We start from the raw sequence: 22,593 nt of genomic DNA, 5'->3' as shown, positions 1-22,593 counted from the left end.
GATGACCACCTTCGAGACCACACAGACCACCACCGGCGGCCCGCGCCCGGCCGGACCCCGATTCGCCGTCGGCACCCGTCGGCCGATGGATGCCGACGAGATCGCCGCGACCGGCCTGCGCGACCGCTGGTACCCGATCCTTCCGTCGCGGATGGTCGAACCGGGCGCCATGGTCAAGGTCACCCGCCTCGGCGTGGACTGGCTGCTGTTCCGCGACGCGCGGGGCGCGGTCCACATGCTCGAGGACCGGTGCCCGCACCGCAGCGCCCCGCTGTCCGTCGGGCAGCATCTCGGTGACCGCGTCGCCTGCCTGTACCACGGCGTGCAGGTCGACGGCACCGGCACCGTCGTCTCCGTGCCCGGCATGCCCGGGTGCGCGCTCGAGGGCAAGCGCGCCACCGCGTCGCTGTCGGTGGTCGAAGCCGCCGACACGATCTTCGCGTTCGTGCCCCTGACCCACGACTCCGTCCCCACCCCGTTCGTGCTGCCGGACCGGCTCGCGGACGACGAGGTGTCGTGGTTCCCGAACTACGCGGAGTGGGCCGGGCCGTGGCGGTTCTACATGGACAACGTGCTCGACCCGATGCACGGGGCGTTCCTGCACCGCAATTCGCACTCGATGTTCGGCGGCGACACGTCGGCGCGGTTCCGGATCCGTGAGACCGACCGCGGGTTCTTCTTCGAGAAGACCGACCAGCGCGGCGTGAACTTCGACTGGGTCGAGTTCGTGCGCGGATCGATGGACTACGTGGACCTCGAGATCCCGTACGCCCCCAACGCCGGTCCCGGCGGGGTGTTCGGCATCGTCGGGATGTGCACCCCGATCGACCGGGACCACTCCGCCATCTTCCACTGGCGCACCCGGCGGGTGTCGGGCTGGGAACGGGAGGCGTGGCGCTTCCTGTACCGGACCCGGCTCGAGGAACGGCACTGGGAGGTCCTCGAACAGGACCGGGCCGTCCTCGAGGCGCTGGCCGCGGACGCCGACGTCGAGGAACACCTCTACCAGCACGACCTCGGTGTCTCCCGGATCCGCCGGATCTACCGGGCCGACGCGAAGCAGCAGGCGGCCGTGCTCGCGGGAGTGCCGGCATGAGTGGCGGGACCCTGATGCTCACCGTCGTCCTGCGGCACGACCAGAGCCGGAACCTCGAACAGTTGCAGGGCCGGCTCGACGACGCGGACTGGTGGCACGGGTTCCCGCCCGAGGGATGCGAGGTCGTCTCGTGGGTCGTCGCGATGGGGATCGGACAGATCGTGACCCTGCGGCTGCCCGCCGATCGGCTGGCCGCCGTCAACGTCGAACTCGAACGTCGCGCGTGGGGGGTGTTCCACACCGAGTGCTATCCGACCTACGACTTCGTGCCGGTACGGGAGCGGCTGACCCGCGAATCCGACGCTCGTCGCGGCGCGGTGCTCCGATGAGCCGGGTCGGCCACCCCACCGTTCCGGAACCCCCGCGTCCGGGCATGTTCAGCAACGCCCGGGTCGTCGGCCGGCACTTCTTCGTCTCCGGCATGCACGCCGGCACCCCCGACGGTCCCGTCGGCGGCGGCGACGTCTACCGGCAGGCGCGGGAGGCGTTCCGGCGCACCCGCGTCCTGGTCGAAGCCTGCGGGGCGCAGGTCGACGACATCCTCGCCCTGCGGATCTATGTCACGGACATCGCGGACAAGGCCGCCGTCGGGCGGGCCCGCGCGGAGGTGTTCCGCGGCGACTTCCCGTGCTCGACCCTGGTCGAGGTGTCGGCCCTGGTCGAGGCCGGCCTCGGTGTCGAGGTCGAAGCACAGGGAATCATCTCAGCGACCGCGACGGCGGACGCGTAATCTTCCTTTTCGACGCCCTTGGCAGGGCATCGACCGACCCGAGGACGCCACCATGCGCGGAACCGACAGCACACCGTCCCTCACCCGAACCGACGAGGCCTCGCCCAACTGGCTGGTTCTCGTCCTGACCTTCGTCGCCGTCGTCCTCGACGGCTACGACACGATCGCCCTGGGACTGTCGGTCCCGGCACTGGCGAAGGACTGGGGCGTCGCCCCGTCCCACTTCACCCCCGCGCTGTCGCTGACCAGCGTCGGCGTCGCCCTGGGCTATCTGGCCTGCGGCCGCCTCGTCGCCCGGTTCGGTGCCCGCCGCGTCGTGCTGGCGGCCGTGGTGGTGTTCACCGTCGGTTCGCTGCTGACCGCGTTCGCGTCGACGATCACCGAACTGACCGCCCTGCGGGTGCTCACCGGACTCGGTCTCGGCGCGGTACTGCCCGCCGCGGTGTCGCACGCGACGGCGCTCAACCCGCCCCGGCTGCGGCAGTCCATCGCGGTGTTCGTCACGATGGGCATCTCGCTCGGTGCGCTGCTCGCCGGTCTGGTCGGCACGCGCCTGATCGCCGCGTTCGGCTGGGAGTCGGTGTTCCTCGCCGGCGCCGCCGCATCCGCCGTCCTGCTGCCGCTGCTGTGGATCGGACTGCCCGACGGGCGCGCCGCCGCCGGTGAGCCCGCACCGGATGCCACCTCGTCGGCGGCGCGGCAGGCCTCCGTCGCGCGCCTGTTCGATCCCGGCCTGCGGAGCCGCACGCTGCTGCTGTGGGGCTTCTCGTTCCTGATGTTCACCGTGTTCTACGTCTTCTCGTCGTGGCTGCCGACGCTGCTGACGAGCTACGGGTTCTCGACGAGCCTCGCGCCGCTGGGGTCGGCGGCGCTCGGTATCGGCAGCATCGTCGGCGCGGCGGTCCTGATGATCGGTGCGCTGCGGTTCCGGATGCCGTCGGTGCTCGTGGTCACGACGTCGCTGGCGATCGTCTTCCTCGTCGTGTCCGCCTTCCTCGGCGCCGACAAGGTGCTGCTGCTGATCGTCTTCGGTGGAGTGGGGCTCGGCATCCAGGCGGGCATGATCGGCCAGACCGCACTGTCGGTCTCGATGTACCCGCAGGCCACCGCGACGACGGCGGTGGGCTGGTCGGCGTCGATGGGCCGGCTCGGTTCCGTGGTCGGCCCCGTCCTGGGCGGCGCACTGATCGGCCTGGGCGTTCCCACCGGCACCATCGTCCTCGTGGCCTGCGTCCCGGTCCTCGTCGCTCTGGTCCTCATCGCGGTGCTCGGTCGGATCACCGCACCGAACGCGCTCTCGACGACGGAACCGGCCGCTGTGCCCGCCCGCCGCTGACGCGACCGGTGTGTCCTTCGGGCTGCCCTGGCAGCCCGAAGGACACACCGGCGGCTACGCCGCCTTTTCGAACACCGCGGCCAGGCCCTGACCGCCGCCGATGCACATCGTCTCGAGGCCGTAGCGACCCCCGCGACGGTCCAGTTCGCGCAGCAGCGTCGCGAGGATCCGGCCGCCGGTCGCGCCGACCGGATGGCCGAGGGAGATGCCGGAGCCGTTGGGGTTGAGGCGGGCGTCGTCGGGCTCGAGGCCCCAGCTGCGGGTCACGGCGAGGGCCTGCGCGGCGAACGCCTCGTTGAGCTCGATCACGTCCATGTCGGCCAGGGTCAGGCCGAGCCGGCCGAGGGCTTTCTCCGTGGCCGGGACCGGGCCGATGCCCATGGTGCGCGGCGGCACTCCCGCCACCGCCCAGCTCGCCAGGCGGGCCAGCGGACGCAGTCCCAGCTGGGCGGCCTTCTCGGCGGTGGTGACGATCGCGACGGCCGCACCGTCGTTCTGGCCGCTGGCGTTGCCGGCGGTGACGGTCGACTCCGGATCGATCTTGGCGCGGATCGGGCGCAGCTTGGCGAGCGATTCGACGCTGGTGTCGGCGCGGGGGTGCTCGTCGGTGTCGACGACGAGCGGCTCGCCCTTGCGCTGCGGCACCGCCACGGGAACGATCTCCTGCGCGAAGACGCCGTTCTTCTGCGCGGCGACGGCGCGCTGGTGCGACTGCACCGCCAGAGCGTCCTGGTCCGCGCGGCTGATGGAGAACTCGGCCCGCAGGTTCTCGGCGGTCTCGATCATGCCGCCGGGCACCGGGAAGTCCCGGCCGCCGGCGGTGACCCGCGCCCGGGCCAGCCGATCGGACAGGGCCACGGCCTCGCCCTTGACGCCCCACCGCATGCCGGTGGCGTAGAACTCGGCCTGGCTCATCGACTCGGCGCCACCGGCGAGGATCAGGTCGCTGCCGCCGGACTGGACCTGCATGACGGCCTGCAGGATCGCCTGCAGGCCGGAGCCGCAGCGACGGTCGACCTGCAGTCCCGGAACCTCCACACCCAGACCGGCGTTCAGTGCGGCGACGCGGCCGAGCGCGGGAGCTTCGCCGTTGGGTGAGGCCTGACCGAGGATCACGTCGTCGACGTCGGTGCCGGCGAGGCCGGTGCGGGCGACGAGCTCGCGGATCACGGTGGCGGCCAGATCTTCCGGCGCGACGTCCTTCAGGACGCCGCCGAAGCGGCCGACGGGGGTACGGAGGGGTTCGCAGATCACGACGTCGCGCATGGCACTTCCTTGTCGGGGAATCGGGGGGTCAGTGGTTCTGGGTCCGGGCCAGGTCGGCCGAGATCGCCGCCGCGGTGTCGACGACAGCGGGCACGAGCTCGCTGTGAACGGCGTCGAGGCTGTAGCGGGCGGCCTGGGTGGAGATGTTCACGGCCGCGACGACGGCGCCCGAGGCGTCGCGGATGGGTGCGGCCAGCGACCGCAGGCCCTCCTCGAGCTCCTGGTCGACGATGCAGTAGCCGTCCCGCCGGATCCGGTCGAGTTCGGCGCGCAGGTCGTCGGGAGTGACGAGGGTCCGCGACGTGAGGGGCTCGAGCGTCGCGGTGGCGAGGTAGGCGTCGAGGTCGGCGGGGGACAGGCCGGCCAGCAGCACCCGGCCCATCGACGTGGCGTGCGCCGGGAAGCGGGTGCCGATGGTGATGGAGACGGTCATGATGCGGCTGACCGGCACCCGCGCGACGTACACGACGTCGCCGCCGTCGAGCACGGACACCGACGTCGACTCGTGGACCTTCTGGGCGAGCGCCTCGAGGTGCGGGCGGGCGACGTCCGGCAGCGTCAGGCTCGACAGGTAGCTGTAGCCGAGTTCGAGCACGCGCGGCGTCAGCCAGAACTGGGAGCCGTCCGTACGTACGTACCCGAGCTCGACCAGGGTGAGCAGGAACCGTCGCGCGGTGGCCCGAGTCAGGTCCGTGGCCTTGGCGACCTCGCTGAGGGTGCGGCGCGGATGCTCGGCGTCGAATGCCTTGATGACGGACAGGCCGCGCGCGAGCGACTGTACGTAGTCCGGCGATGCCGCGATCGGTTCGCCGTCGGTCATCGTCATGCGGTGCTCCCCTCGCCGTCTGCGAGTGCCTGCCTGCCGAGCGCGAAGGCCCGGTTGCTGTTCGGCACTCCCGCGTAGATCGCGGTGTGCAGGAATACTTCCACGAGCTCGTCGGGGTCCACACCGGCGCGCAGCGCGGCCCGGATGTGCATGTCGAGTTCGTGGTCGTTGCCGACGGCGGTGAGGATCGCCAGCGTCAGCAGCCGGCGGGTGTGGTGGTCCAGGCCCGGCCGGGACCAGATGTCGCCCCACGCGGTGCGGGTGATGAAGTCCTGGAACGGCCGGGTGAACTCGGTGGCCGACGCCACGGCCCGGTCTACGTGGGCGTCGCCGAGGACCGCGCGTCGCACCCGCATGCCCTGCTCGAACGCGGCGGTGCGCTGCGCACCGGCGGGCGTCGCACGGGTGATGTGCTCGCGGACGAGCGCGGTGATCCGGCCGGCCTGCTCGACGTTGGCCAGGTGCGCGCCCGGGCCGACGATGTGGAAGTCGGCGTCGGCGATGCCGTCGGCGATGAGCTGCATGGTGGCCGGCGGGGTGGCCGGATCCTGCTCGCCGGCGACGACGAGGGTGGGCGCGACGATGCGGGCCAGGTCGGGGCGCCCGTCCCACGTCGCGAGCGCCTCGCAACAGGCGGCGTAGCCCTCGTCGCTCGTGCCGGAGACCATCTGGACGTGCCGTGCGACGAGTTCCGGGTCGCGCTCGGCGAGTTCGGGGGTGAACCAGCGGCCGACGATCGACTCGGCGATCGATGCCAGGCCGTCGGTGCGGACGGTGGCGGCGCGGTCGAGCCACGGCTGGGGCGGGGCGAACGCGGCGGACGTGCACAGCAGCGTGAGGGTGCGGATGCGCTCGGGACGGTGCGCGGCGAGCCACTGGCCGACGGCACCGCCGAGCGACAGGCCCACGAAGTGCACCGAGTCGAGGCCGAGGGAGTCGAGGAGCGCGACGACGTCGCCGCCGAGATCGGCCACCGTGTAGGGCCCGTCCACGACGGGTGACTTGCCGTGCCCGCGGTGGTCGACGGCGACGACGTTCGCGATCGGGGACAGCGCGGTGATCTGCGGTGTCCACATCGACAGGTCGGAGCCGAGGGAGCCGAGCAGCACGACCGGCGGGGCCGAGGGGTCGCCGTACTGTTCGTAGTTGAGCGTGACGGTCATGCTTGTCCTCCGAGGAGCCGGTCGTGGTGGGCGAGGGCACGGTCGACGAGATCGCCGGCGTGGCCGAGGTAGCGGGTGGGGTCCAGCAGGGTGCGGACCCGTTCGGCACCGAGGTGTCCGGTGATCGCCGGGTCGCGGTCGAGCGGGGTGCCGGCCTGTGCGGCGGCGGTGACGATGTCGCGGGCATCGTCGGTGTGCTGAGCCAGGGCGGCGGTGACCTTCTCGGCGAGGATCGCGCCACCCGTGCGGTCGAGGTTGCGGGCGAGTGCGTCCGGGTGGACGTGCAGTCCGCCGATGCTGGTCGAAAGCTGATGTGCTGCACCACCGGTCAGGCGGATCAGGTCGGTGAGCGGCTCCCATTCGGCGTGCCACGCGCCCGCGGCGCGGGCGAATTCGTGGTCGGTCGATGCGAGCACGGTCGCGACCAGGCCGGGTACCCGGCGGGCGGCGGCGCGTGCGGTGATCGCGGCGACCGGGTTGCGCTTGTGCGGCATCGCCGACGATCCGCCGGGCGCGTCCTCGCTCACCTCGCCGAACTCGGTGGCGGCCATGAGCACGACGTCGGTGGCGGGTTTGGCGACGGCACCTGCGGCGACGCCGAGCGCCGTCGCGAGCCGGGTGATCGGGGTGCGGGCGGTGTGCCACGGCACGAGGGGCCGAGCGAGGCCGAGCAGGTCGGCGAGGGTGTCCGCGAACGCGAGTCCGTCGGGGTGCACGGCCGCGAGAGTTCCTGCCGCCCCGCCGTACTGGACCGGCAGGGCGCTCAGAGCGCGGTCCAGTTCGAAGGTGGCGTCGTCGAGTGCGACGAGCCACGTCGCGGCGAGGGCACCGAAGGTGGTGGGCAGCGCCTGCTGGCCGAGGGTGCGCGCGACCGTGGGGGTGTCACGGTGCCGCCGGGCCAGGTGCGCCGCGGCGTCGGCGGCGGCGCGTAGCTCGGCGACGACGTGCCGGCCGGCCTCGCGGGCGAGCAGCATGAGCGCGGAGTCGAGCACGTCCTGGCTGGTGGCTCCGACGTGCACCGCGGCGGCGGGGACGCCGGCGCGCTCCCGCAGGATCTTCACCAGCGGGATCACCGGGTTGCCCCCGGCCGCCGAGAGCCGGCCCAGTTCGGCCGGGTCCAGCTCGCGGGCGAGGTCCTCGGCCGCGACGGCGACGCCGGCGACGTCGGCGGGGGTTGCCCGACCGTGCTTCTCGGCGGCGCGGGTGATCGCCACCTCCACCTCGAGCAGGGCGGTGATCCAGGCCCGGTCGGACAGCAGCGGTGCGAGGTCGCCGGCGCCGAACACGGGGTCGAAGAGGGCACCGCGGGTGGGGTCGGACTGCGCCGGCACGGTCAAGGCACGCTCCCGTCTAGATCGCGAAGAACGGTGTCTCCACACCGTTCGGATCGAGGTCCTGAACGTACACGGTCCAGGTGTACCCGTCGTCGGACTTCTCGGCGATCAGCTTGCGCCGCTGCGCTTCCGGCAGCGCGGTGAGCACCGGGTCGGTCGCGTGCGCGGCGAGGTCCTCGGGGAAGTACAGGCGGGTGTAGAGACGATCGAGCATGCCGCGGGCGAAGATCCCGACGTTCAGGTGCGGTGCCTCGTCGGCGTCCGTGTCGGACTCGTGGGCGCCGGGCTTGATCGTGTGGACGGTGGCGGTGCCGGTCTCGTCGGCGGCGCTGCGGGCGAAGCCGCGGAAACCGTCGGTGCCGAACCGGCCGTCGGCGTCGGCCTGCCAGGTCTCGACCATCGCGTCGGCGATCGGCGTACGGTCGCCGTCGATCACGGTGATCCGCACGGTGATCCGGCCCGGGGTGTCGGCGGGGACGACGTTCTCGCCGTCGGCGCCCCAGTCGAGGCCGATCTTCCAGTACGGGCCGACGGTCTGCGACGGCGTCGGGCCGAACGGGGCCGTGCTCTGGTCACCGGCGGTGACGGGGTAACGAGGAGCGAACTCACTCATCGTCGTCCTCCTCGTTCTCGAAGGGGGTGGCCTCGCGGCCGCGCAGGACGATGTCGAAGCGGAACCCGAGGGCCCAGTTGTCGACGGTGGCGTCGTAGTCGAAGACGCTGACCATGCGGTGCCGTGCCTCGGCGGGCACCGAGTTGTAGATCGGGTCCTGGAAGAACATCGGGTCGTCGGGGAAGTACATCTGGGTGACGAGCCGCTGGGTGAACGCCGTGCCGAACAGCGAGAAGTGGATGTGGGCGGGGCGCCACGCGTTGTGGTGGTTGCGCCACGGGTAGGCGCCGGGCTTGACGGTGGTGAACCGGTAATTGCCCTGGGCGTCGGTGACGCACCGGCCGACGCCGTCGAAGTGCGGGTCGAGCGGGGCGGGCCAGTTGTCGTTCACGTGCCGGTACCGGCCGGCGGCGTTGGCCTGCCACACCTCGACCAGCGCGTGGGGCACCGGCTTGCCGTCGCCGTCGAGAACCCGGCCGTGCACGATGATGCGCTGCCCGGCGGCTTCGCCTCCGTGGGCGAGGGTCAGGTCGGCGTCGCCCTCCTGGACGCGGTCCTCACCGAAGACGGGTCCGGTGAGTTCGCCGAGCCGCTGCGGGATCAACGTCAGCGGCTGGGCCGGGCGGCGCAGCGCGGTGGTCCGGTAGTCGGGGAAGTCCAGCGGCGGGTGTGCGCCTTCGGGGCGCGCAAAGCGGGGCGGCAGATGAAGCATGAGACCTCGGTGTTCGGCGCGTGTTCGCGATATGGACGGAGGGACGCTATGCGTACAAGGCTAGTGGCTCCCTCGGCGCGAATCAATATTCCAAAATGAAACAGTATCGAAATGGTTCGTATGACGGACGAGGGTTCACATTCCGCACGACTGCCGCTATCGTAGAGGCATGGACAAAGTCGTTGCCACCGCCGCCGAGGCCGTAGCCGACATCCCGAACGGCGTCACCATCGCCGTGGGTGGATTCGGCCTGGTCGGCGTCCCGGAAATCCTCATCAACGCGCTGCTCGAACAGGGCGCCACCGACCTCGAGACGGTCAGCAACAACTGCGGCACCGACGGCTTCGGCCTCGGCGTGCTGCTGGAGAAGGGGCGCATCCGCCGCACCATCTCCTCCTACGTCGGCTCCAACAAGGAGTTCGCCCGCCAGTACCTCGCCGGCGAGCTCGAGGTGGAACTGACCCCGCAGGGCACCCTCGCCGAGCGGCTGCGCGCCGGGGGTGCGGGCATCCCCGCGTTCTTCACCCCGGCGGGCGTCGGCACCCAGGTCGAGGAGGGCGGGCTTCCGCTGCGCTACGACGGCAACGGCGGCATCGCGGTCGCGTCGCCTCCGAAGGAGGTCCGCGAGTTCGACGGCGAGACCTATGTCATGGAGCGCGGAATCGTCGCCGACTACGCCCTGGTCCACGCCTGGAAGGGCGACCGGCACGGCAACCTCGTCTACCGCGCGAGCGCCCGCAACTTCAACCCGCCCGCCGCCACGTCGGGCCGCATCACCATCGCGCAGGTCGAGCACCTCGTCGAACCGGGCGAGCTCGACCCCAACGAGATCCACACCCCCGGCATCCACGTCCAGCGCGTCGTGCCCGTCGGACCTGTCACTGTCGGCATCGAGAATCGGACGGTTCGTTCATGACCCAGACCGCCACCACCGTGAAGAAGCTGACCCGCGAGCAGATGGCCGCGCGCGTGGCCCGGGAACTCTCGGACGGGCAGTACGTCAACCTCGGCATCGGCATGCCGACCCTGGTGCCCAACTACCTCGACCCGGGCGTCGAGGTCATCCTGCACTCGGAGAACGGCGTGCTCGGCGTCGGCCCGTACCCGACCGAGGACGAGCTCGATCCCGAACTGATCAACGCCGGTAAGGAAACCATCACCACCATCCCCGGCGCGTCGTTCTTCGACTCGGCGCAGTCGTTCGGGATGATCCGCGGCGGCCAGATCGACGTCGCCGTCCTCGGCGCGATGCAGGTCTCCGCCAAGGGCGACATCGCCAACTGGATGATCCCCGGCGCGATGGTCAAGGGCATGGGTGGTGCGATGGACCTCGTCCACGGTGCCAAGCGCGTCATCGTGATGATGGAACACGTCACGAAGAAGGGTGACCCGAAGATCTTCGACGAGTGCACCCTGCCCCTCACGGGCAAGCGCTGCGTCCAGCGGATCATCACCGACATGGCCGTCATCGACGTCACCGACGAGGGCCTGAAGCTTGTCGAGACCGCGCCCGGCGTGAGCGTCGACGACGTCGTCGCCGCGACGGCCGCGACCCTTCTCGTCTGACCTCACCGTCCCCGAAAGGCTCACGGGCCGAACACCCTACGGGCCGAACACCTACGGGCCGAATGTCACACCGCGTCGATCTGACCGACCGAATGTGACATTCGGCCCGTCGGCGTCGGAGCCGGCGCGGACCGGCTCGAGCGCCTGGAGGGCGACCTGCGCGCCGTCACGCGCGGTCAGGACGTCCGGCTCGACGCGCAGGCGTGGTTCGACCGGTAGTCGTGCCGCGAGCCGGGCGATCTGGACAACTCGGTTAACAGCGATTAACTTCGAGGTTCGTTGTCGCGACGGACCAGGAGGCCCCGTGAGTACGCGCTTTCCCGCCATGGAACTGAAGGACCTGCCCGAGGACATCGCCACCCGGGTGCTCGAAGTGCAGGAGAAGTCGGGCTTCGTGCCCAACGTGTTCCTCACCTTCGCGCGACGTCCCGCGGAATGGCGAGCCTTCTTCGCCTACCACGACGCGATCATGTTGCGCGAGGACTCCGGCCTGACCAAGGGTGACCGCGAGATGATCGTGACGACGATCTCCGCCGCCAACAACTGCCTGTACTGCGTCGTCGCGCACGGGGCGATCCTGCGGATCTACGAAAAGCAGCCGACCGTGGCGGACCAGGTGGCGATCAACTACCGCACCGCGGACATCACTGCGCGTCAGCGCGCGATGCTCGACTTCGCCACCAAGGTCAACGAGCGGGCGTACGAGATCGACGACGCGGACTTCGAGGCTCTGCACGCACACGGCTTCACGGACGAGGACGCCTGGGACATCGCCTCCGTCACCGCGTTCTTCGGTCTGAGCAACAGGATGGCCGGTGTCGCCGGCATGATGCCCAATCCGGAGTTCTACCTGATGGGCCGGATCCCCCGGGCGTAGCCGCTCAGCGGTCGCCCGGTTCGGGGCCGGGCGCGGCGTCGTCCGGGCCGCCGGTGTCGCCGGTGTCGCCGGTGTTGCCGGTGTCGACGACGAGTTCGTAGCGCCGGCCGTACGTTTCCACCAGAGCCTGGAGGACAGCGACGACCGGGACCGACACCAGCGCGCCGATCGCACCGAACAGCGACGCCCCCACGATCACCGATCCGAACGCGACGGCCGGATGGATCGACACGGTCTTCGACGTGATGCGCGGGTGCAGGACGTAGTTCTCGACCTGCTGGTAGGCCGTGCCGAACAGCACCACCCATAACCCGTCGATCGGCTGGTTGGCCGCGGCGATGATCGCGGGCAGCGCGATCGCCAGGTACGTCCCGAGGGTGGGCACGAACTGCGAGACGATCCCGGTCCACAACGCGAGCGGCAGCCAGTACGGCACGCCGATGATCATGAGGAAGATGCCGGTGCCCACGGCGCTGATCGCACCGAGGATGAGGCGGGAGACGACGTACCCACCGGCCTTCTCGACGGAGATCTCCCACACGGTCGAGATGACTCGTTGCTGCCGGGCCGGGAACCAACTCGAGATCGTGCGGCGCATCGCCGGGCCCTCGGCCGACATGTAGAACACGAACAGCAGCATCGTCATGGCTTGGAAGACCACGCCCACCACCGACGACACCACGCCCAGCACGCCGGGGGTGAACCGCTGGACCAGGTCGCGCACCGTCTCGGGGGTCAGCCGCAGCAGTTCCGGGCCCGTGGTGAAGTTCGTGTCGAAGACACGGTTGGCCCACTCGGTGACCGCGGTCAGCGCGTCCGGCAAGGCTTTCAGCAACTGGCCCAGCTGTTCGGCGAGCAACGTCCCGAACAGAGCGACGAATCCGACGGCGAACGCCAGTAGTCCGAACAGCACCAATCCGGTGGCCGCTCCCCGGCGCAGGCCGTAACGCTCGAGCCGGTCGACGACGGGCTCGAGCGTGATGCTCAGCAGCCATGCGAGAAACAGCAGTCCGAGGAAGCCGCGCAGATTGTGGAACAGCCAACCGGACAGCTGGTAGGCGGCGACGGCAAGGAGGACGTACAGGATCGCCGGGCGAAGCCATTGTGGAGCCCGGGGTCCGTTGCGTTTGCGGTGTGCCGGCAGCGGGGCCGGCCCGTCCTCGCTCATCGCACTCTCCGCGGTCGCCCGACAGATCCGTTCACAGCCGGAATCTACCCGTCCGCGCCGCCCGGACAGAGCGAATGTATCGGTCGCCACCACTATCGAGACGGACGATGCCTTCGCTCGACGAGGCCGGGACGAGCGCGAGGCGAGCCGGACGAGGCCGATACGACGAAACCGGCCCGGACTCGTGAGAGTCCGGGCCGGCGGTGGTAGCGGGGACAGGATTTGAACCTGCGACCTCTGGGTTATGAGCCCAGCGAGCTACCGAGCTGCTCCACCCCGCGTTGCATCACCGACTATACACGAGGCGGAGAGTGCTCCGTTTCGGGGTCGTCCGGACGGGTGTGGTCACGCCCGAGGCTCTCCGCGTAGTAGCCGCGAATGTGATCGACGATGCGGGAACGGGCGAGGTCGGCGTCGCCGGCACGGACCGCCTCGAGCAGTCCCCGGTGCTCGCACCGCAGCCGGGCACACGTCGTGGGCCAGGTACCCAGCGGAGCGCCGGCGAGCACGTAGCTCTCGATGGAGTCGCGCAGTCCGGTCATCATCGCCGCGATCACCTGGTTCCCGGCTGCGTCCGCCATCGCGATGTGGAACCGGGCGTCGAGCACCAGGAACTCGTGGGCCGCGAGCTCGGCGTCGTCCATCGCGTCGAGCAGTTGCTCCGCGTGGGCAAGGTCGGGCGCCGGATCACTCTCGGCCAGGGCGCGCATCACCTCCGTCTCGAGGACGAGCCGGGTCCGGACCACGTCCGCTACCGGGAAGCTCTGCGCCGCCACCTGCATGCGCATGAGCATCGACATGCCCCCGGTCGGACGCGAGACGATCATCGCGCCCGCCGTGGGCCCGGATCCGGTCTGCGCGCTGAGCAACCCGAGTGCCTCCATGACGCGCAGGGCCTCCCGCACCGACGAGCGGCCCACGCCGAGATCGGCAGCCAGGATGCGCTCCCCGGGCAACCGCTGGCCGGGCGCGAGTTGTCCCGAGACCAGTTGCTGCTCGAGGTGGTTCAACACGGTCTCCCATGCGCGGGGCTCGGAGTGCGGCATGGTGTGAGCCTATGCCGGTCGCCGGACCCGAACGCCCGGCGGCCGGGCGCGCGACGGTCCGGCGTGCGGCAGAGCAGGCCCCGTGCCGTGCCCGCCCGGGGGACGACTCACGGCAGCATCCACGACAGCACCGGAGTCGACTGGAGGTAGACCAGCACGCACAGCAGGGCCAGCATGCCGACGCTGTAGCCGACGACCTTGCGCAGCAGCAGCGGCTCGCTGCCCGGCCGGCCGACGGCGGTCGCCGCGATGGTGAGGTTCTGCGGGCTGATGAGCTTGCCCACGACACCACCCGAGGTGTTCGCCGCGACCAGCAGCGTCGGGTCGATGCCCGCGGCCTGTCCCGCGGTCTGCTGCAGCCGGGCGAACAGTGCGTTCGCGGAGGTGTCCGAACCGGTCACCGCGGTGCCCAGCCAGCCCAGGATCGGCGACAGCAACGCGAAGATCGCGCCGGTCCCGGCGAGCCACGTGCCGATGGCGACGGTCTGCCCGGAGTGGTTCATCACGTAGGCCAAGCCGAGTACCGTGGCCACGGTGGCGACGGAAAGCCGCATCTTCCACAGTGTCTCGGGAAAGGTGCTGAGGGTCAGGCGCAGGGTCATCGGGAACCGGCCGCCGCCGCTGAACACCGTGTACACGATGCCGACGACGATGCCCGAGAACAGCAGGAGAGTGCCGGGATTCGACAACCACGGCAGTGTGTAGATCGCGCCGGTCGACGGATCGCCGCTCGCGGTGAGCAGATTCCCGTACAAGCCCGGCCATTCGATTTTGATGTCGGTGCTCGCCAGCCACTTCGGCACGTCCACGCCGAGCGTCCACAGCTTGGCGATCCCGAACACGACGATCACGAGCAGGTACGGGAACAGCGCCATCGCCGTGCGCGCGGCACCGATCGGTTCCGCGGTCACGTGCGAGTGCTGGTCGTCGGGGGTGCTCGGCCGCCAGAAGCGCAGCATGACCACGGCTGCGGCGAGGCCGACGAGAGAGGCGACGACGTCGGTGAGCTCGTACGAGAAGTGGCTCGAACACCAGTACTGCGCGATCGCGAACGCGAAGCCGGTGACCAGCGCAATCGGCCACACCTGACGGACGCCGCGCCGGCCGTCGACCAGCAAGAGCAACAGGATCGGCACGAACCAGGCGAGCACCGGCGTCTGCCGGCCGACGACGGCAGCGATCTCGGTCGCCGGGATACCGGTGAGGTTTCCGGCGGTGGTGATCGGAATTGCCATGGCGCCGAATGCGACCGGGGCGGTGTTCGCGACGAGTACGGTGACTGCGGCGCGGATCGGCGGCATGCCGATCGCGATGAGCATCGCACCGGTGATGGCGACCGGTGCCCCGAAACCGGCGAGCGCCTCGAGCATTCCGCCGAAGCAGAAAGCGATGAGCATCGCCTGGATGCGCATGTCGCCGTGGCCGACGGAGTTGAACACGTGCCGTAGGTCTTCGAAACGTCCACTGACGACGGTGAGTTCGTAGAACCAGATCGCGGTGACGACGATCCACATGACCGGGAACAGGCCGAACGTGAAGCCCTGCAGGGCGGACAGGCCGGCCAGCGGCGCCGGCATGCCGAAGCCGACGACGGCGACGACGAGGGCCACGGCGAGCGCACCGAGTCCGGAGTACCAGGCCTTGAGTTTGAGGCCGGCGAGGAGCACGAAGAAGGTCAGGAGGGGGACCAGGCCCAGCAGAGCCGTCGCGGTGAGGTTGCCGGCGACGGCGGTGGTCGACGGTGTGTACGTCACCGCGAGCAGTTCGGTTTCCACATGAAACTCCAGGTTTGCGCCGCGGACCGCGACGGGATCTGTGGTCAGACCACAGGACCGTACACCATGACCTCGGTCACAATCCAGGGCCGTAGGGGATTCGGAAGAAAATCGGACAGGGGGTGACGCAGGGCACCTACCATGGGTTACTGTGGTCTGACCACATACACCCGATGCGGAGATCCACATGCGAATCGCCCTGTTCGCGACGTGCCTCGGGGACACGATGTTCCCCGACGCCGTCTCGGCCACCGCCCTCCTCCTCACGCGGCTCGGCCACGACGTCGTCTTCCCCGACGGCCAGACCTGCTGCGGTCAGATGCACGTCAACACCGGCTACCAGCCCGACGCGTTGCCGCTCGTCGAGAACTACGCCGATGCCTTCGGCGACAACGGCATCGACGCGATCGTCGCCCCGTCCGGATCCTGCGTCGGGTCCGTACGGCACCAGCACGAGATCGTCGCCGGTCGCTACGGTTCGCCGGCGCTGTGCAGCCGCGTCGACGAGGTGAAGGCCAAGACGTACGAACTCTCCGAGTTCCTCGTCGACGTCCTCGGGGTCACCGACGTCGGGGCCTACTTCCCGCACCGCGTGACCTACCACCCCACCTGCCATTCGCTGCGCATGCTGCGGGTGGGAGACAAACCGCTGCAGCTGCTGCGCGCCGTCCGCGAGATCGACCTCGTGGAACTGCCCGAGGCCGACGCCTGCTGCGGATTCGGCGGCACGTTCGCGCTCAAGAATGCCGAGACTTCCACGGCGATGCTCGGGGACAAGCTGCGCAACGTCACGTCGACGGCCGCCGAGTACTGCAGCGCCGGCGATTCGTCGTGCCTCATGCACATCGGTGGCGGACTGTCGCGTCTGCGCACCGGAACCCGCACCATCCACCTCGCCGAGATCCTCGCCGCGGTCGAACCGGCCGTCTCCCCGAAGGGAGTGCCCGCGTGACCGCTCTCGGCATGCCGCCCTTTCCTCCGCGCGGCTCCGGAAATCTGCGGGGTGCCGTGACGTTTCCTGCCGCGGCGCACGAGGAACTCGCAAACACCCAGCTGCGCCGCAACATCGGCAAGGCCACCCACACCATCCGGGCCAAGCGCCTGAGCGTGACCGGTGAGCTCCCCGACTGGGAGCAGCTGCGCGACACCGGCGCTGCTGTCAAGACCGACGTGCTGAACCGGCTGCCGGAGCTGCTCATCCAGTTCGAGGCCGCGGTGACCGCCCGTGGCGGCGTCGTGCACTGGGCGGCCGACGCCGCCGAGGCCAATTCCCTCGTCGCCGAGCTTGTCCGCGCGACCGGCTCCGACGAGGTCATCAAGGTCAAATCGATGGCCACGCAGGAGATCGGGCTCAACGAACACCTCGAGGAGCAGGGTATCGCGACCTACGAGACCGACCTCGCCGAACTGATCGTCCAACTGGGGCACGACAAGCCCTCGCACATCCTCGTTCCCGCCATCCACCGCAACCGGGCCGAGATCCGTGAGATCTTCCTGCGCGAGATGCCGGGCGTCGACCCCGACCTGGACGACAATCCGCGGCATCTCGCGGCTGCGGCCCGGAAGTTCCTGCGCCACAAGTTCATGACCGTGCCGGTCGCGGTCTCGGGTGCGAACTTCGGAATCGCCGACACCGGCACGCTCGCGGTCGTCGAATCCGAGGGCAACGGCCGCATGTGCCTGACACTGCCCCAGACCCTGATCACCGTGATGGGCATCGAGAAGCTGCTGCCCACCTACCGGGACCTCGAGGTGTTCCTGCAGCTGCTGCCCCGCTCGTCCACGGGCGAGCGGATGAACCCGTACACGTCGATGTGGACCGGCGTGACCCCCGGCGACGGTCCGCAGGAGTTCCATCTCGTGCTGCTCGACAACGGGCGCACCGCCGCGCTCGCCGACGAAGTGGGACGTGAGGCGCTGCACTGTATCCGGTGCTCGGCGTGCCTGAATGTGTGCCCGGTGTACGAGCGCACCGGCGGCCACGCCTACGGCTCGACGTACCCCGGGCCGATCGGGGCCGTGCTCAGCCCGCAGCTCGCCGGGATGGATGCCCCGGGCGATCCGAACGCGACCCTGCCGTTCGCCTCGAGCCTGTGCGGGGCGTGCTACGACGCGTGCCCCGTCAAGATCGACATCCCGTCGCTGCTCGTCGAACTGCGACACCAGAAGGTCGAGCACGCGTCGTTCGGGATCGAGGCGGCCGCGATGAAGGCGGCGTCCCTGGCGATGTCGTCGTCGCGTCGCTGGACGGCGGCGCAGAAGGCGGCGGGACTCGGCCGGCTCCTGGCCGGGAAGAAGGGGAAGATCACCTCGCTGCCGGGTCCGCTCGCCGGCTGGACAGAAGCCCGTGACATCCCGGCGCCACCCAAACAGACCTTCCGGCAATGGTGGAACTCCGACGAGGGACGTGCCGCGCTGGCGCAGGCGCGCGAGAAGGGACGGCAGCAGTGAGCACCCGCGACGTGATCCTCGGCCGGATCCGCGACGCCCGGACACTTGCCCCACCGGTCCCGGTGCAGGTGCCGCGGGACTACCGCACCGGGCGCACCCTGCCGGACGCGCAGCTGCGGGAACTGCTCGTGGACCGGCTCGTCGACTACAAGGCGCACGTGCACGAGTGCGCGCCGGCCGAGCTTCCCGGCGTGCTCGCCCGGGTGCTGACCGAGCACGGCGTGCGCCGCGTGGGGGTTCCCGCGGGATTGGATCGGTCGTGGCTCGCACGGTTCGACGGCGACGTGGTGGTGGACTCGTCCGAGATCCCCGCCCCGGACCTCGGCGGCCTCGACGGCGTCGTCACCGCCTCCGCGGTCACGTGTGCCGAGACGGGCACCATCTTCCTCGACGGCGGCCCCGACCAAGGCCGGCGTGCGCTGACCCTCGTGCCGGACCTGCACGTGTGCGTCGTGCCCCTCGCCGACGTCGAAGTGGGGGTGCCGGAGACGCTGATGCGCCTGGTGCCGGAACGCCCCACCACCATGATCAGCGGCCCCTCCGCGACGTCCGACATCGAACTCGAAAGGGTCGAGGGGGTGCACGGGCCACGGACCCTGATCGTGGTGATCGTCGGATGACCGCCACCCGCACCCGGCCGGGGTTCGGGTGGCAGTTCCGCGGCAGTTGCCGCTCCCTCGGCGAGTTCTACTTCTTCGCCCCGGACGGTGAGGACCCTGTCCTGCGGCGACGGCGTGAGGCAGCTGCGAAACGGATCTGCTCGAGCTGCCCGGTGCTGACGGAGTGCCGGACCCACGCGGTCCTCGGCCGCGAGCGGCACGGGGTGTGGGGCGGGCTGTCGGAGCGGGAACGCCGCGCCCGGTGCTGACGGCGAGGCGTTCCCGGTCCGCGCGGACCGGGAACGCCTCGCCGCAGCCTCACCCCACGGCCGCGAGCGGTGTCGCAGTCCGGCCGATGGCGGCCCGCATCGCGGCGACCAGGGCATCGTGGTCCGTGCCGTCGACCACGGCGGCGATGTGGGCGTCGGGCCGGATCACCCACACCTCGTGCGGCGCGGCGGACAGACTCTCGGCGAGCGCTGCGCTCGGGTCGAGATCGTCGATGCCGTGGATGCGCACCGGCGCTCGGGTTGCGCCCAGCGCGAGCGTGCGCACCGACTCCGGGTCCACGGCGCTGCCGTGCAGGAGCAGGAATCCCTCGCGCGCCAGCGCCCGCAGCCGCACGGCCCGCCCGGCGCGGACCGGCATGTCCGGCAGCAGGACGCCCGGAACCGGTTGCGGAGCGACACCCTTGGCGGGTCGCCCGGTGAAGGGCCGGGTCGGGTCCGGGGTGGTCAGCGGCGAGTCGACGTACCAGAACGGCTCGGCGAGGCGACCCGAGTCGACCTGGGCGCGCGCGTCCGGGTCGCCGGCTGCCGCGCCGAGGATCCGGACGCGGCGCGCACGCAGCTCGTCGGTCTGCGGCACCAGGAAGTCCATCGTCGCGGAGGTGACCTCGATGTTCTCCAGGGCCGCGGCGCGCCGCTCCGTGTCGTAGGTGTCCAGGAGCGACTCGTCGGCCCAGCCGCGCAGCACGAAGGCGAGCTTCCACGCGGCGTTCTCGGCGTCGCCGACACCGGAGTTCAGGCCGCGGGCCCCGAAGGGGGAGACGAGATGCGCGCAGTCACCGGCGACGAGGACCCGGCCGACGCGCATCCGGTCGACGAGCCGAGCGTGGAAGCGGTACACAGACTTCCACACGATCTCGTAGTCGAGATCGTTGCCGATGATCTGCCGGATGCGGCGGTCGAGAGCACCCGAGGCGGCCTCGGCGTCGAGGTCGTAGTCGCCGGGGACCTGCCAGTCGATCCGGAACGTCGAGTCGGGGCACGGATGGATGAGCACCTGGCGTCCGGGGTTCCACTCCGGATCGAAGTAGAACCGGCGTTCGTGTGCCCAGTCGGGGATGTCGGTCGTGATGTCGCAGATGAGGAACTTGTCGTCGAACGTGCGTCCTGCGAAATCCAGACCGAGGTGCCTGCGGAACGCGTCGGCCCGGGCTCCCATCGTCGCGACAGCGTAGTCGACCGGCACGACGGCCGGGCCGTCCGCCGTTGTGCACAGCACGCGTACGCCGGCCTCGTCCTGGTCGATGCCGTCGACGTGATGCCCCCAGCGGACCTCGATCAGCGGTTCGGCCGCGATGCGCTCGTCGAGGAGTTCCTCGGTGCGGGCCTGGGAGATGTTCACGAACGGCGGGAACGCCGAGCGGCCGTTGTCGACGAACGGCTGGGTGAACAACTTCTCGTTGCGGTAGAAGGTGCTTGCGGTGTCCCAGGTGACGCCTTCGGCGGCGACCTGCTCGCCGACCCCTACCGCCGCCCACACCTCGAGCACGTCACGCTGCTGGCAGATCGCCTTCGACCCGATCGGGTCGCGCTCCGGGCGGCCGTCGAGGACGATCACCCGGATGCCCCACCGGGCGAGCAGCAGAGCAGTGGTCTGACCGACGGGCCCGTTACCGAGAACAGCAACGGTGCCGTTGTGAATATTGCGCGCTGTCATCATCTTTCCCTCTCGTGCCGTGGCAGGCTCAGCCCTGCAGCTGGGCCCACACCTCGCGGTCGCGTTCCGCGGTCCAGATCACGGGGCGTTCGATGCCGGCCAGCTCGTCCCACACACGGGAGACGTCGAAGGGCAGGCAGTGCTCGAAGATCGGCCAGTGGCCGTACTGCTCGTGCAGGGCGGCGTGCGTGGCGTCGAAGGCCTCCTTCAGGGTGCCGCCGCGGCGCTGCACCGCTCCGACCTCGTCGAGCATCACCTGCAGGAAATGGCGGGTCTGCTCGATCGCGGCATCGACGGCGGCCCGGCCGTGGCTGACGGCGCCGCGTCCGCCGACCAACGCTTCGGCGCCGTACGCCTTGATCCGGTCGAGGGTGCCGGTGGACCAGTCGCGGTGGAAGGCGTCGCCGGTGTAGAGGGCGGCCTGGGCCTCGACGAGGTCACCGGCGAAGAGGATCTTCTGCTCCGGCAGCCACGCGACGAGGTCGCCTTCGGTGTGGCCGCGGCCGACGTGTTCGAGCACCAGTTCCCCACGGTCGCCGCCGAGGTCGATGGTCATGCGGTCCGCGAACGTCGCGGTGGGCCACGTCAGACCGGGCACCGAGTCGGCGCCCTTGGCAAGTCGCGGCATCCGGCCGAATTCGGAGGCCCAGTCCTCGAGTCCGCGTTCGGCGATGAGCGCGGCGGTGGCCTCGTGCGCGACGATCGTCTGCGCATCGAATGCGGAGGCGCCGAGCACCCGCACCGCGTGGTAGTGCGAGAGCACCAGGTACCGGACGGGCTTGTCGGTGTGCTCGCGCAGCTTCGCCAGCCATTCGCGGGCCGCGACGGGAGTGGCGAGCGCCTCGAAGCAGACGAGGAAGTCTTCGCCCTCGATGGCTCCGAGATTGGGATCGCCCTCGGCGGTGAGGGCGTACACGCCGTCGGCGAGAACTTCCAGAGTCTGCGTCTTCTCGCCCAGATCGGCGGAAGAGGCGAAGGACAGTGAGGTCATGTGAAACCACCTTTGATCAAAGGTTTGAATAAAACTGGATCCAATGTAAGTGGCGTCACACCGAATGCGCAAGCCTTTGACCACTTCGTGCCCGTATCCGGGGTCGTCGCCTCTACGCTGGCAGCGTGACCGAGCCTGCCGAGAACGTCGACGACCTGGACTTTCTGAGCTTCGTGGACTTCGCCGTGCGCAAGACGACGCGGGTCATGCCGGAGGTGGACCCGCAGGCGATGCGACTCGTCCTCGAGCTGACTCGCGTTGCCAGCGCCCTCGTCTACGACCTCGAGTCCAGCGTCCATCGCCCCCAGGGTTGGAGCTGGCCGGGGTTCCGGGTGTTGTTCATGCTCTGGCTCTCCGGGCCGAGCGACGCCAAGCGTGTCGCCAAGCTCTCCGGAATGAGCCGCGCTGCGGTGTCCGCCCTGGTCAACACCCTCGAGCGGGACGGTCTGGTGACGCGACGGCGTGCGGAGCACGACCGTCGTGCGGTCGAGCTGGCTCTGACCGAAGCCGGCGTCGACGCCATCACCAGCACCTATGCCGCGCACAACAGGCGCGAACAGACGTGGACCGGTGTCCTGAGCAAGCCCGAGCAGACGATCCTGATCGGTTTGCTGGAGAAGCTCGCAACCGCCGCGGACGAGTTGGAGATCCACACCCGCGACTGAGCCACGCCCGCACCCCCCTTGCGCTCTGTGATGGTCCTCACTTACCGTAGGGCCAGCCAATCAATCAAACCATTGATTGATTGATCCCTTCTTCGCACCGAGGTGATCATGTCGCTCGATATCACTGCACCCGCCGACGGCGTCGCAGCCCGGCCCGCCGGGGCCGACCTGGACGCGGTCCTCGCCCTGGCCCGGCAGCGCCGGCGCCTCTCGCTCGGCTCCGCGGCCGTCCTGCTCGTCGTGTTCATGGGCTACATCGCCCTGACCACGTCGACCACTCTCCTCTCGGGCCGCCTCGGCGGGCTCGGCCTCGCCTACTGGGTCGGCTTCGCCGTCTTCGGGGTGATCCTCGTCGTCGCGCAGGTCTACACCCGCTGGGCACGCCGCATGGACGCGGTCGTCGACGCCCATCTCGCCGCGCTCGAAGGACGGTGA

General features: G+C 70.2%; 24 protein-coding genes and 1 tRNA gene. 13 read left to right on the top strand and 12 right to left on the bottom strand.

Going from position 1 to position 22,593, the window contains the following annotated elements; genetic code table 11:
- Window position 1: 1 nt before the first annotated feature.
- From AC2IPW_RS22925 to AC2IPW_RS22910, 4 genes are read left to right on the top strand one after another with little or no spacing between them, the layout of a single operon-like run.
- A complete protein-coding gene (locus AC2IPW_RS22925) occupies window positions 2-1,096 on the top strand; it encodes a Rieske 2Fe-2S domain-containing protein (protein WP_054372036.1) in 1,095 nt (364 codons plus the stop codon).
- The gene (locus AC2IPW_RS22920; RefSeq protein ID WP_040781011.1) at window positions 1,093-1,425 is read left to right on the top strand and encodes a hypothetical protein; all 333 of its coding nucleotides are present in this window, start codon (window positions 1,093-1,095) and stop codon (window positions 1,423-1,425) included. The genes AC2IPW_RS22925 and AC2IPW_RS22920 overlap by 4 nt, the downstream gene beginning before the upstream one ends.
- Complete coding sequence (locus AC2IPW_RS22915) at window positions 1,422-1,826, top strand: RidA family protein (RefSeq protein ID WP_040781009.1); 405 nt, start codon at window positions 1,422-1,424, stop codon at window positions 1,824-1,826. Before AC2IPW_RS22920 ends, AC2IPW_RS22915 begins: the two co-directional genes overlap by 4 nt.
- Before the next feature lie 52 nt (window positions 1,827-1,878).
- The gene (locus tag AC2IPW_RS22910; protein ID WP_054372038.1) at window positions 1,879-3,162 is read left to right on the top strand and encodes an MFS transporter; all 1,284 of its coding nucleotides are present in this window, start codon (window positions 1,879-1,881) and stop codon (window positions 3,160-3,162) included.
- A 54-nt stretch (window positions 3,163-3,216) separates the two neighbouring features.
- Here the strand turns inward: AC2IPW_RS22910 and AC2IPW_RS22905 are convergent, their stop codons facing one another.
- Genes AC2IPW_RS22905 through pcaH form a run of 6 tightly spaced genes read right to left on the bottom strand, consistent with a single transcriptional unit; the run spans window position 3,217 to window position 9,076 of the window.
- Window positions 3,217-4,428, bottom strand: a complete 1,212-nt coding sequence (locus tag AC2IPW_RS22905) for an acetyl-CoA C-acetyltransferase (protein ID WP_003934492.1) — start codon at window positions 4,426-4,428, stop codon at window positions 3,217-3,219.
- A gap of 28 nt (window positions 4,429-4,456) precedes the next feature.
- Window positions 4,457-5,254 (bottom strand): IclR family transcriptional regulator, encoded by a 798-nt coding sequence (locus AC2IPW_RS22900; protein ID WP_486375782.1) that lies wholly within the window; start codon window positions 5,252-5,254, stop codon window positions 4,457-4,459.
- Window positions 5,251-6,417, bottom strand: a complete 1,167-nt coding sequence (gene pcaDC / locus AC2IPW_RS22895; protein WP_486375781.1) for a bifunctional 3-oxoadipate enol-lactonase/4-carboxymuconolactone decarboxylase PcaDC — start codon at window positions 6,415-6,417, stop codon at window positions 5,251-5,253. The genes AC2IPW_RS22900 and pcaDC overlap by 4 nt, the downstream gene beginning before the upstream one ends.
- Window positions 6,414-7,754 carry a lyase family protein gene (locus tag AC2IPW_RS22890; protein WP_486375780.1) on the bottom strand — a complete coding sequence of 447 codons (1,341 nt, stop codon included), beginning with the start codon at window positions 7,752-7,754 and terminating at the stop codon, window positions 6,414-6,416. The genes pcaDC and AC2IPW_RS22890 overlap by 4 nt, the downstream gene beginning before the upstream one ends.
- Window positions 7,755-7,767: 13 nt before the next feature.
- Entirely contained in the window at window positions 7,768-8,364 is a 597-nt protein-coding gene (pcaG, locus tag AC2IPW_RS22885; RefSeq protein WP_416062070.1) for a protocatechuate 3,4-dioxygenase subunit alpha, read from the bottom strand.
- Window positions 8,357-9,076 (bottom strand): protocatechuate 3,4-dioxygenase subunit beta, encoded by a 720-nt coding sequence (gene pcaH / locus AC2IPW_RS22880; RefSeq protein WP_054372046.1) that lies wholly within the window; start codon window positions 9,074-9,076, stop codon window positions 8,357-8,359. Before pcaH ends, pcaG begins: the two co-directional genes overlap by 8 nt.
- Window positions 9,077-9,245: 169 nt before the next feature.
- Between pcaH and AC2IPW_RS22875 the strand changes: the two genes are divergently transcribed.
- The 3 genes from AC2IPW_RS22875 to AC2IPW_RS22865 all read left to right on the top strand — a co-directional run bounded on the left by AC2IPW_RS22875 (window position 9,246) and on the right by AC2IPW_RS22865 (window position 11,519).
- Window positions 9,246-9,992, top strand: coding sequence for a CoA transferase subunit A (locus AC2IPW_RS22875; protein WP_003934486.1), 747 nt, complete (start codon window positions 9,246-9,248; stop codon window positions 9,990-9,992).
- A complete protein-coding gene (locus tag AC2IPW_RS22870) occupies window positions 9,989-10,642 on the top strand; it encodes a CoA transferase subunit B (protein ID WP_003934485.1) in 654 nt (217 codons plus the stop codon). The genes AC2IPW_RS22875 and AC2IPW_RS22870 overlap by 4 nt, the downstream gene beginning before the upstream one ends.
- A gap of 325 nt (window positions 10,643-10,967) precedes the next feature.
- On the top strand, window positions 10,968-11,519 hold the full coding sequence (locus AC2IPW_RS22865) for a peroxidase-related enzyme (RefSeq protein WP_416063739.1): 552 nt from the start codon (window positions 10,968-10,970) through the stop codon (window positions 11,517-11,519).
- A 4-nt stretch (window positions 11,520-11,523) separates the two neighbouring features.
- On the opposite strand, the gene AC2IPW_RS22860 is transcribed toward AC2IPW_RS22865, so the two are convergent.
- From AC2IPW_RS22860 to AC2IPW_RS22845, 4 genes are all read right to left on the bottom strand, one after another.
- Window positions 11,524-12,687 (bottom strand): AI-2E family transporter, encoded by a 1,164-nt coding sequence (locus AC2IPW_RS22860; RefSeq protein WP_486375779.1) that lies wholly within the window; start codon window positions 12,685-12,687, stop codon window positions 11,524-11,526.
- 204 nt (window positions 12,688-12,891) lie between these two features.
- Window positions 12,892-12,968 (bottom strand) — tRNA-Met (locus AC2IPW_RS22855).
- A 12-nt stretch (window positions 12,969-12,980) separates the two neighbouring features.
- Entirely contained in the window at window positions 12,981-13,733 is a 753-nt protein-coding gene (locus tag AC2IPW_RS22850; RefSeq protein WP_416062066.1) for a FadR/GntR family transcriptional regulator, read from the bottom strand.
- A 107-nt stretch (window positions 13,734-13,840) separates the two neighbouring features.
- Window positions 13,841-15,508 carry an L-lactate permease gene (locus AC2IPW_RS22845; protein WP_003934479.1) on the bottom strand — a complete coding sequence of 556 codons (1,668 nt, stop codon included), beginning with the start codon at window positions 15,506-15,508 and terminating at the stop codon, window positions 13,841-13,843.
- Between the two features lie 187 nt (window positions 15,509-15,695).
- Here AC2IPW_RS22845 and AC2IPW_RS22840 point away from each other — a divergent pair, with 187 nt between their 5' ends.
- From AC2IPW_RS22840 to AC2IPW_RS22825, 4 genes are read left to right on the top strand one after another with little or no spacing between them, the layout of a single operon-like run.
- Entirely contained in the window at window positions 15,696-16,460 is a 765-nt protein-coding gene (locus AC2IPW_RS22840) for a (Fe-S)-binding protein (protein ID WP_003934478.1), read from the top strand.
- Window positions 16,457-17,959, top strand: a complete 1,503-nt coding sequence (locus AC2IPW_RS22835; protein ID WP_289377417.1) for a LutB/LldF family L-lactate oxidation iron-sulfur protein — start codon at window positions 16,457-16,459, stop codon at window positions 17,957-17,959. The genes AC2IPW_RS22840 and AC2IPW_RS22835 overlap by 4 nt, the downstream gene beginning before the upstream one ends.
- Complete coding sequence (locus tag AC2IPW_RS22830) at window positions 17,956-18,579, top strand: LutC/YkgG family protein (protein ID WP_486375778.1); 624 nt, start codon at window positions 17,956-17,958, stop codon at window positions 18,577-18,579. Before AC2IPW_RS22835 ends, AC2IPW_RS22830 begins: the two co-directional genes overlap by 4 nt.
- On the top strand, window positions 18,576-18,827 hold the full coding sequence (locus tag AC2IPW_RS22825; RefSeq protein WP_486375777.1) for a WhiB family transcriptional regulator: 252 nt from the start codon (window positions 18,576-18,578) through the stop codon (window positions 18,825-18,827). Before AC2IPW_RS22830 ends, AC2IPW_RS22825 begins: the two co-directional genes overlap by 4 nt.
- Before the next feature lie 49 nt (window positions 18,828-18,876).
- On the opposite strand, the gene AC2IPW_RS22820 is transcribed toward AC2IPW_RS22825, so the two are convergent.
- Together AC2IPW_RS22820 and AC2IPW_RS22815 are read right to left on the bottom strand one after the other, a co-directional pair.
- Window positions 18,877-20,502: an FAD-dependent monooxygenase gene (locus AC2IPW_RS22820; RefSeq protein WP_486377054.1), complete on the bottom strand. Its 1,626-nt coding sequence runs from the start codon at window positions 20,500-20,502 to the stop codon at window positions 18,877-18,879.
- Window positions 20,503-20,530: 28 nt separating this feature from the next.
- Window positions 20,531-21,493 (bottom strand): MBL fold metallo-hydrolase, encoded by a 963-nt coding sequence (locus tag AC2IPW_RS22815; RefSeq protein WP_486375776.1) that lies wholly within the window; start codon window positions 21,491-21,493, stop codon window positions 20,531-20,533.
- 125 nt (window positions 21,494-21,618) lie between these two features.
- Here AC2IPW_RS22815 and AC2IPW_RS22810 point away from each other — a divergent pair, with 125 nt between their 5' ends.
- On the top strand, window positions 21,619-22,158 hold the full coding sequence (locus AC2IPW_RS22810) for a MarR family winged helix-turn-helix transcriptional regulator (protein WP_054372057.1): 540 nt from the start codon (window positions 21,619-21,621) through the stop codon (window positions 22,156-22,158).
- A gap of 108 nt (window positions 22,159-22,266) precedes the next feature.
- Complete coding sequence (locus AC2IPW_RS22805) at window positions 22,267-22,593, top strand: DUF485 domain-containing protein (protein WP_486375775.1); 327 nt, start codon at window positions 22,267-22,269, stop codon at window positions 22,591-22,593.

Source organism: Rhodococcus sp. NS-SX18 (assembly GCF_057367935.1).
This window is presented reverse-complemented; position numbering and strand designations above follow the sequence as displayed.

Excerpts from the sequence above, each read along its gene's own strand:
- AC2IPW_RS22910 (WP_054372038.1), top strand. The coding sequence starts at position 1,879 with ATGCGCGGAACCGACAGCACACCGTCCCTCACCCGAACCGACGAGGCC.
- AC2IPW_RS22865 (WP_416063739.1), top strand. The coding sequence starts at position 10,968 with ATGGAACTGAAGGACCTGCCCGAGGACATCGCCACCCGGGTGCTCGAA.
- AC2IPW_RS22870 (WP_003934485.1), top strand. The coding sequence starts at position 9,989 with ATGACCCAGACCGCCACCACCGTGAAGAAGCTGACCCGCGAGCAGATG.
- pcaH (WP_054372046.1), bottom strand. The coding sequence starts at position 9,076 with ATGCTTCATCTGCCGCCCCGCTTTGCGCGCCCCGAAGGCGCACACCCG.
- AC2IPW_RS22915 (WP_040781009.1), top strand. The coding sequence starts at position 1,422 with ATGAGCCGGGTCGGCCACCCCACCGTTCCGGAACCCCCGCGTCCGGGC.
- AC2IPW_RS22820 (WP_486377054.1), bottom strand. The coding sequence starts at position 20,502 with ATGACAGCGCGCAATATTCACAACGGCACCGTTGCTGTTCTCGGTAAC.
- AC2IPW_RS22875 (WP_003934486.1), top strand. The coding sequence starts at position 9,246 with ATGGACAAAGTCGTTGCCACCGCCGCCGAGGCCGTAGCCGACATCCCG.
- pcaDC (WP_486375781.1), bottom strand. The coding sequence starts at position 6,417 with ATGACCGTCACGCTCAACTACGAACAGTACGGCGACCCCTCGGCCCCG.
- AC2IPW_RS22825 (WP_486375777.1), top strand. The coding sequence starts at position 18,576 with ATGACCGCCACCCGCACCCGGCCGGGGTTCGGGTGGCAGTTCCGCGGC.
- AC2IPW_RS22815 (WP_486375776.1), bottom strand. The coding sequence starts at position 21,493 with ATGACCTCACTGTCCTTCGCCTCTTCCGCCGATCTGGGCGAGAAGACG.
- pcaG (WP_416062070.1), bottom strand. The coding sequence starts at position 8,364 with ATGAGTGAGTTCGCTCCTCGTTACCCCGTCACCGCCGGTGACCAGAGC.
- AC2IPW_RS22920 (WP_040781011.1), top strand. The coding sequence starts at position 1,093 with ATGAGTGGCGGGACCCTGATGCTCACCGTCGTCCTGCGGCACGACCAG.
- AC2IPW_RS22900 (WP_486375782.1), bottom strand. The coding sequence starts at position 5,254 with ATGACGATGACCGACGGCGAACCGATCGCGGCATCGCCGGACTACGTA.
- AC2IPW_RS22925 (WP_054372036.1), top strand. The coding sequence starts at position 2 with ATGACCACCTTCGAGACCACACAGACCACCACCGGCGGCCCGCGCCCG.
- AC2IPW_RS22860 (WP_486375779.1), bottom strand. The coding sequence starts at position 12,687 with ATGAGCGAGGACGGGCCGGCCCCGCTGCCGGCACACCGCAAACGCAAC.
- AC2IPW_RS22905 (WP_003934492.1), bottom strand. The coding sequence starts at position 4,428 with ATGCGCGACGTCGTGATCTGCGAACCCCTCCGTACCCCCGTCGGCCGC.
- AC2IPW_RS22805 (WP_486375775.1), top strand. The coding sequence starts at position 22,267 with ATGTCGCTCGATATCACTGCACCCGCCGACGGCGTCGCAGCCCGGCCC.
- AC2IPW_RS22850 (WP_416062066.1), bottom strand. The coding sequence starts at position 13,733 with ATGCCGCACTCCGAGCCCCGCGCATGGGAGACCGTGTTGAACCACCTC.
- AC2IPW_RS22840 (WP_003934478.1), top strand. The coding sequence starts at position 15,696 with ATGCGAATCGCCCTGTTCGCGACGTGCCTCGGGGACACGATGTTCCCC.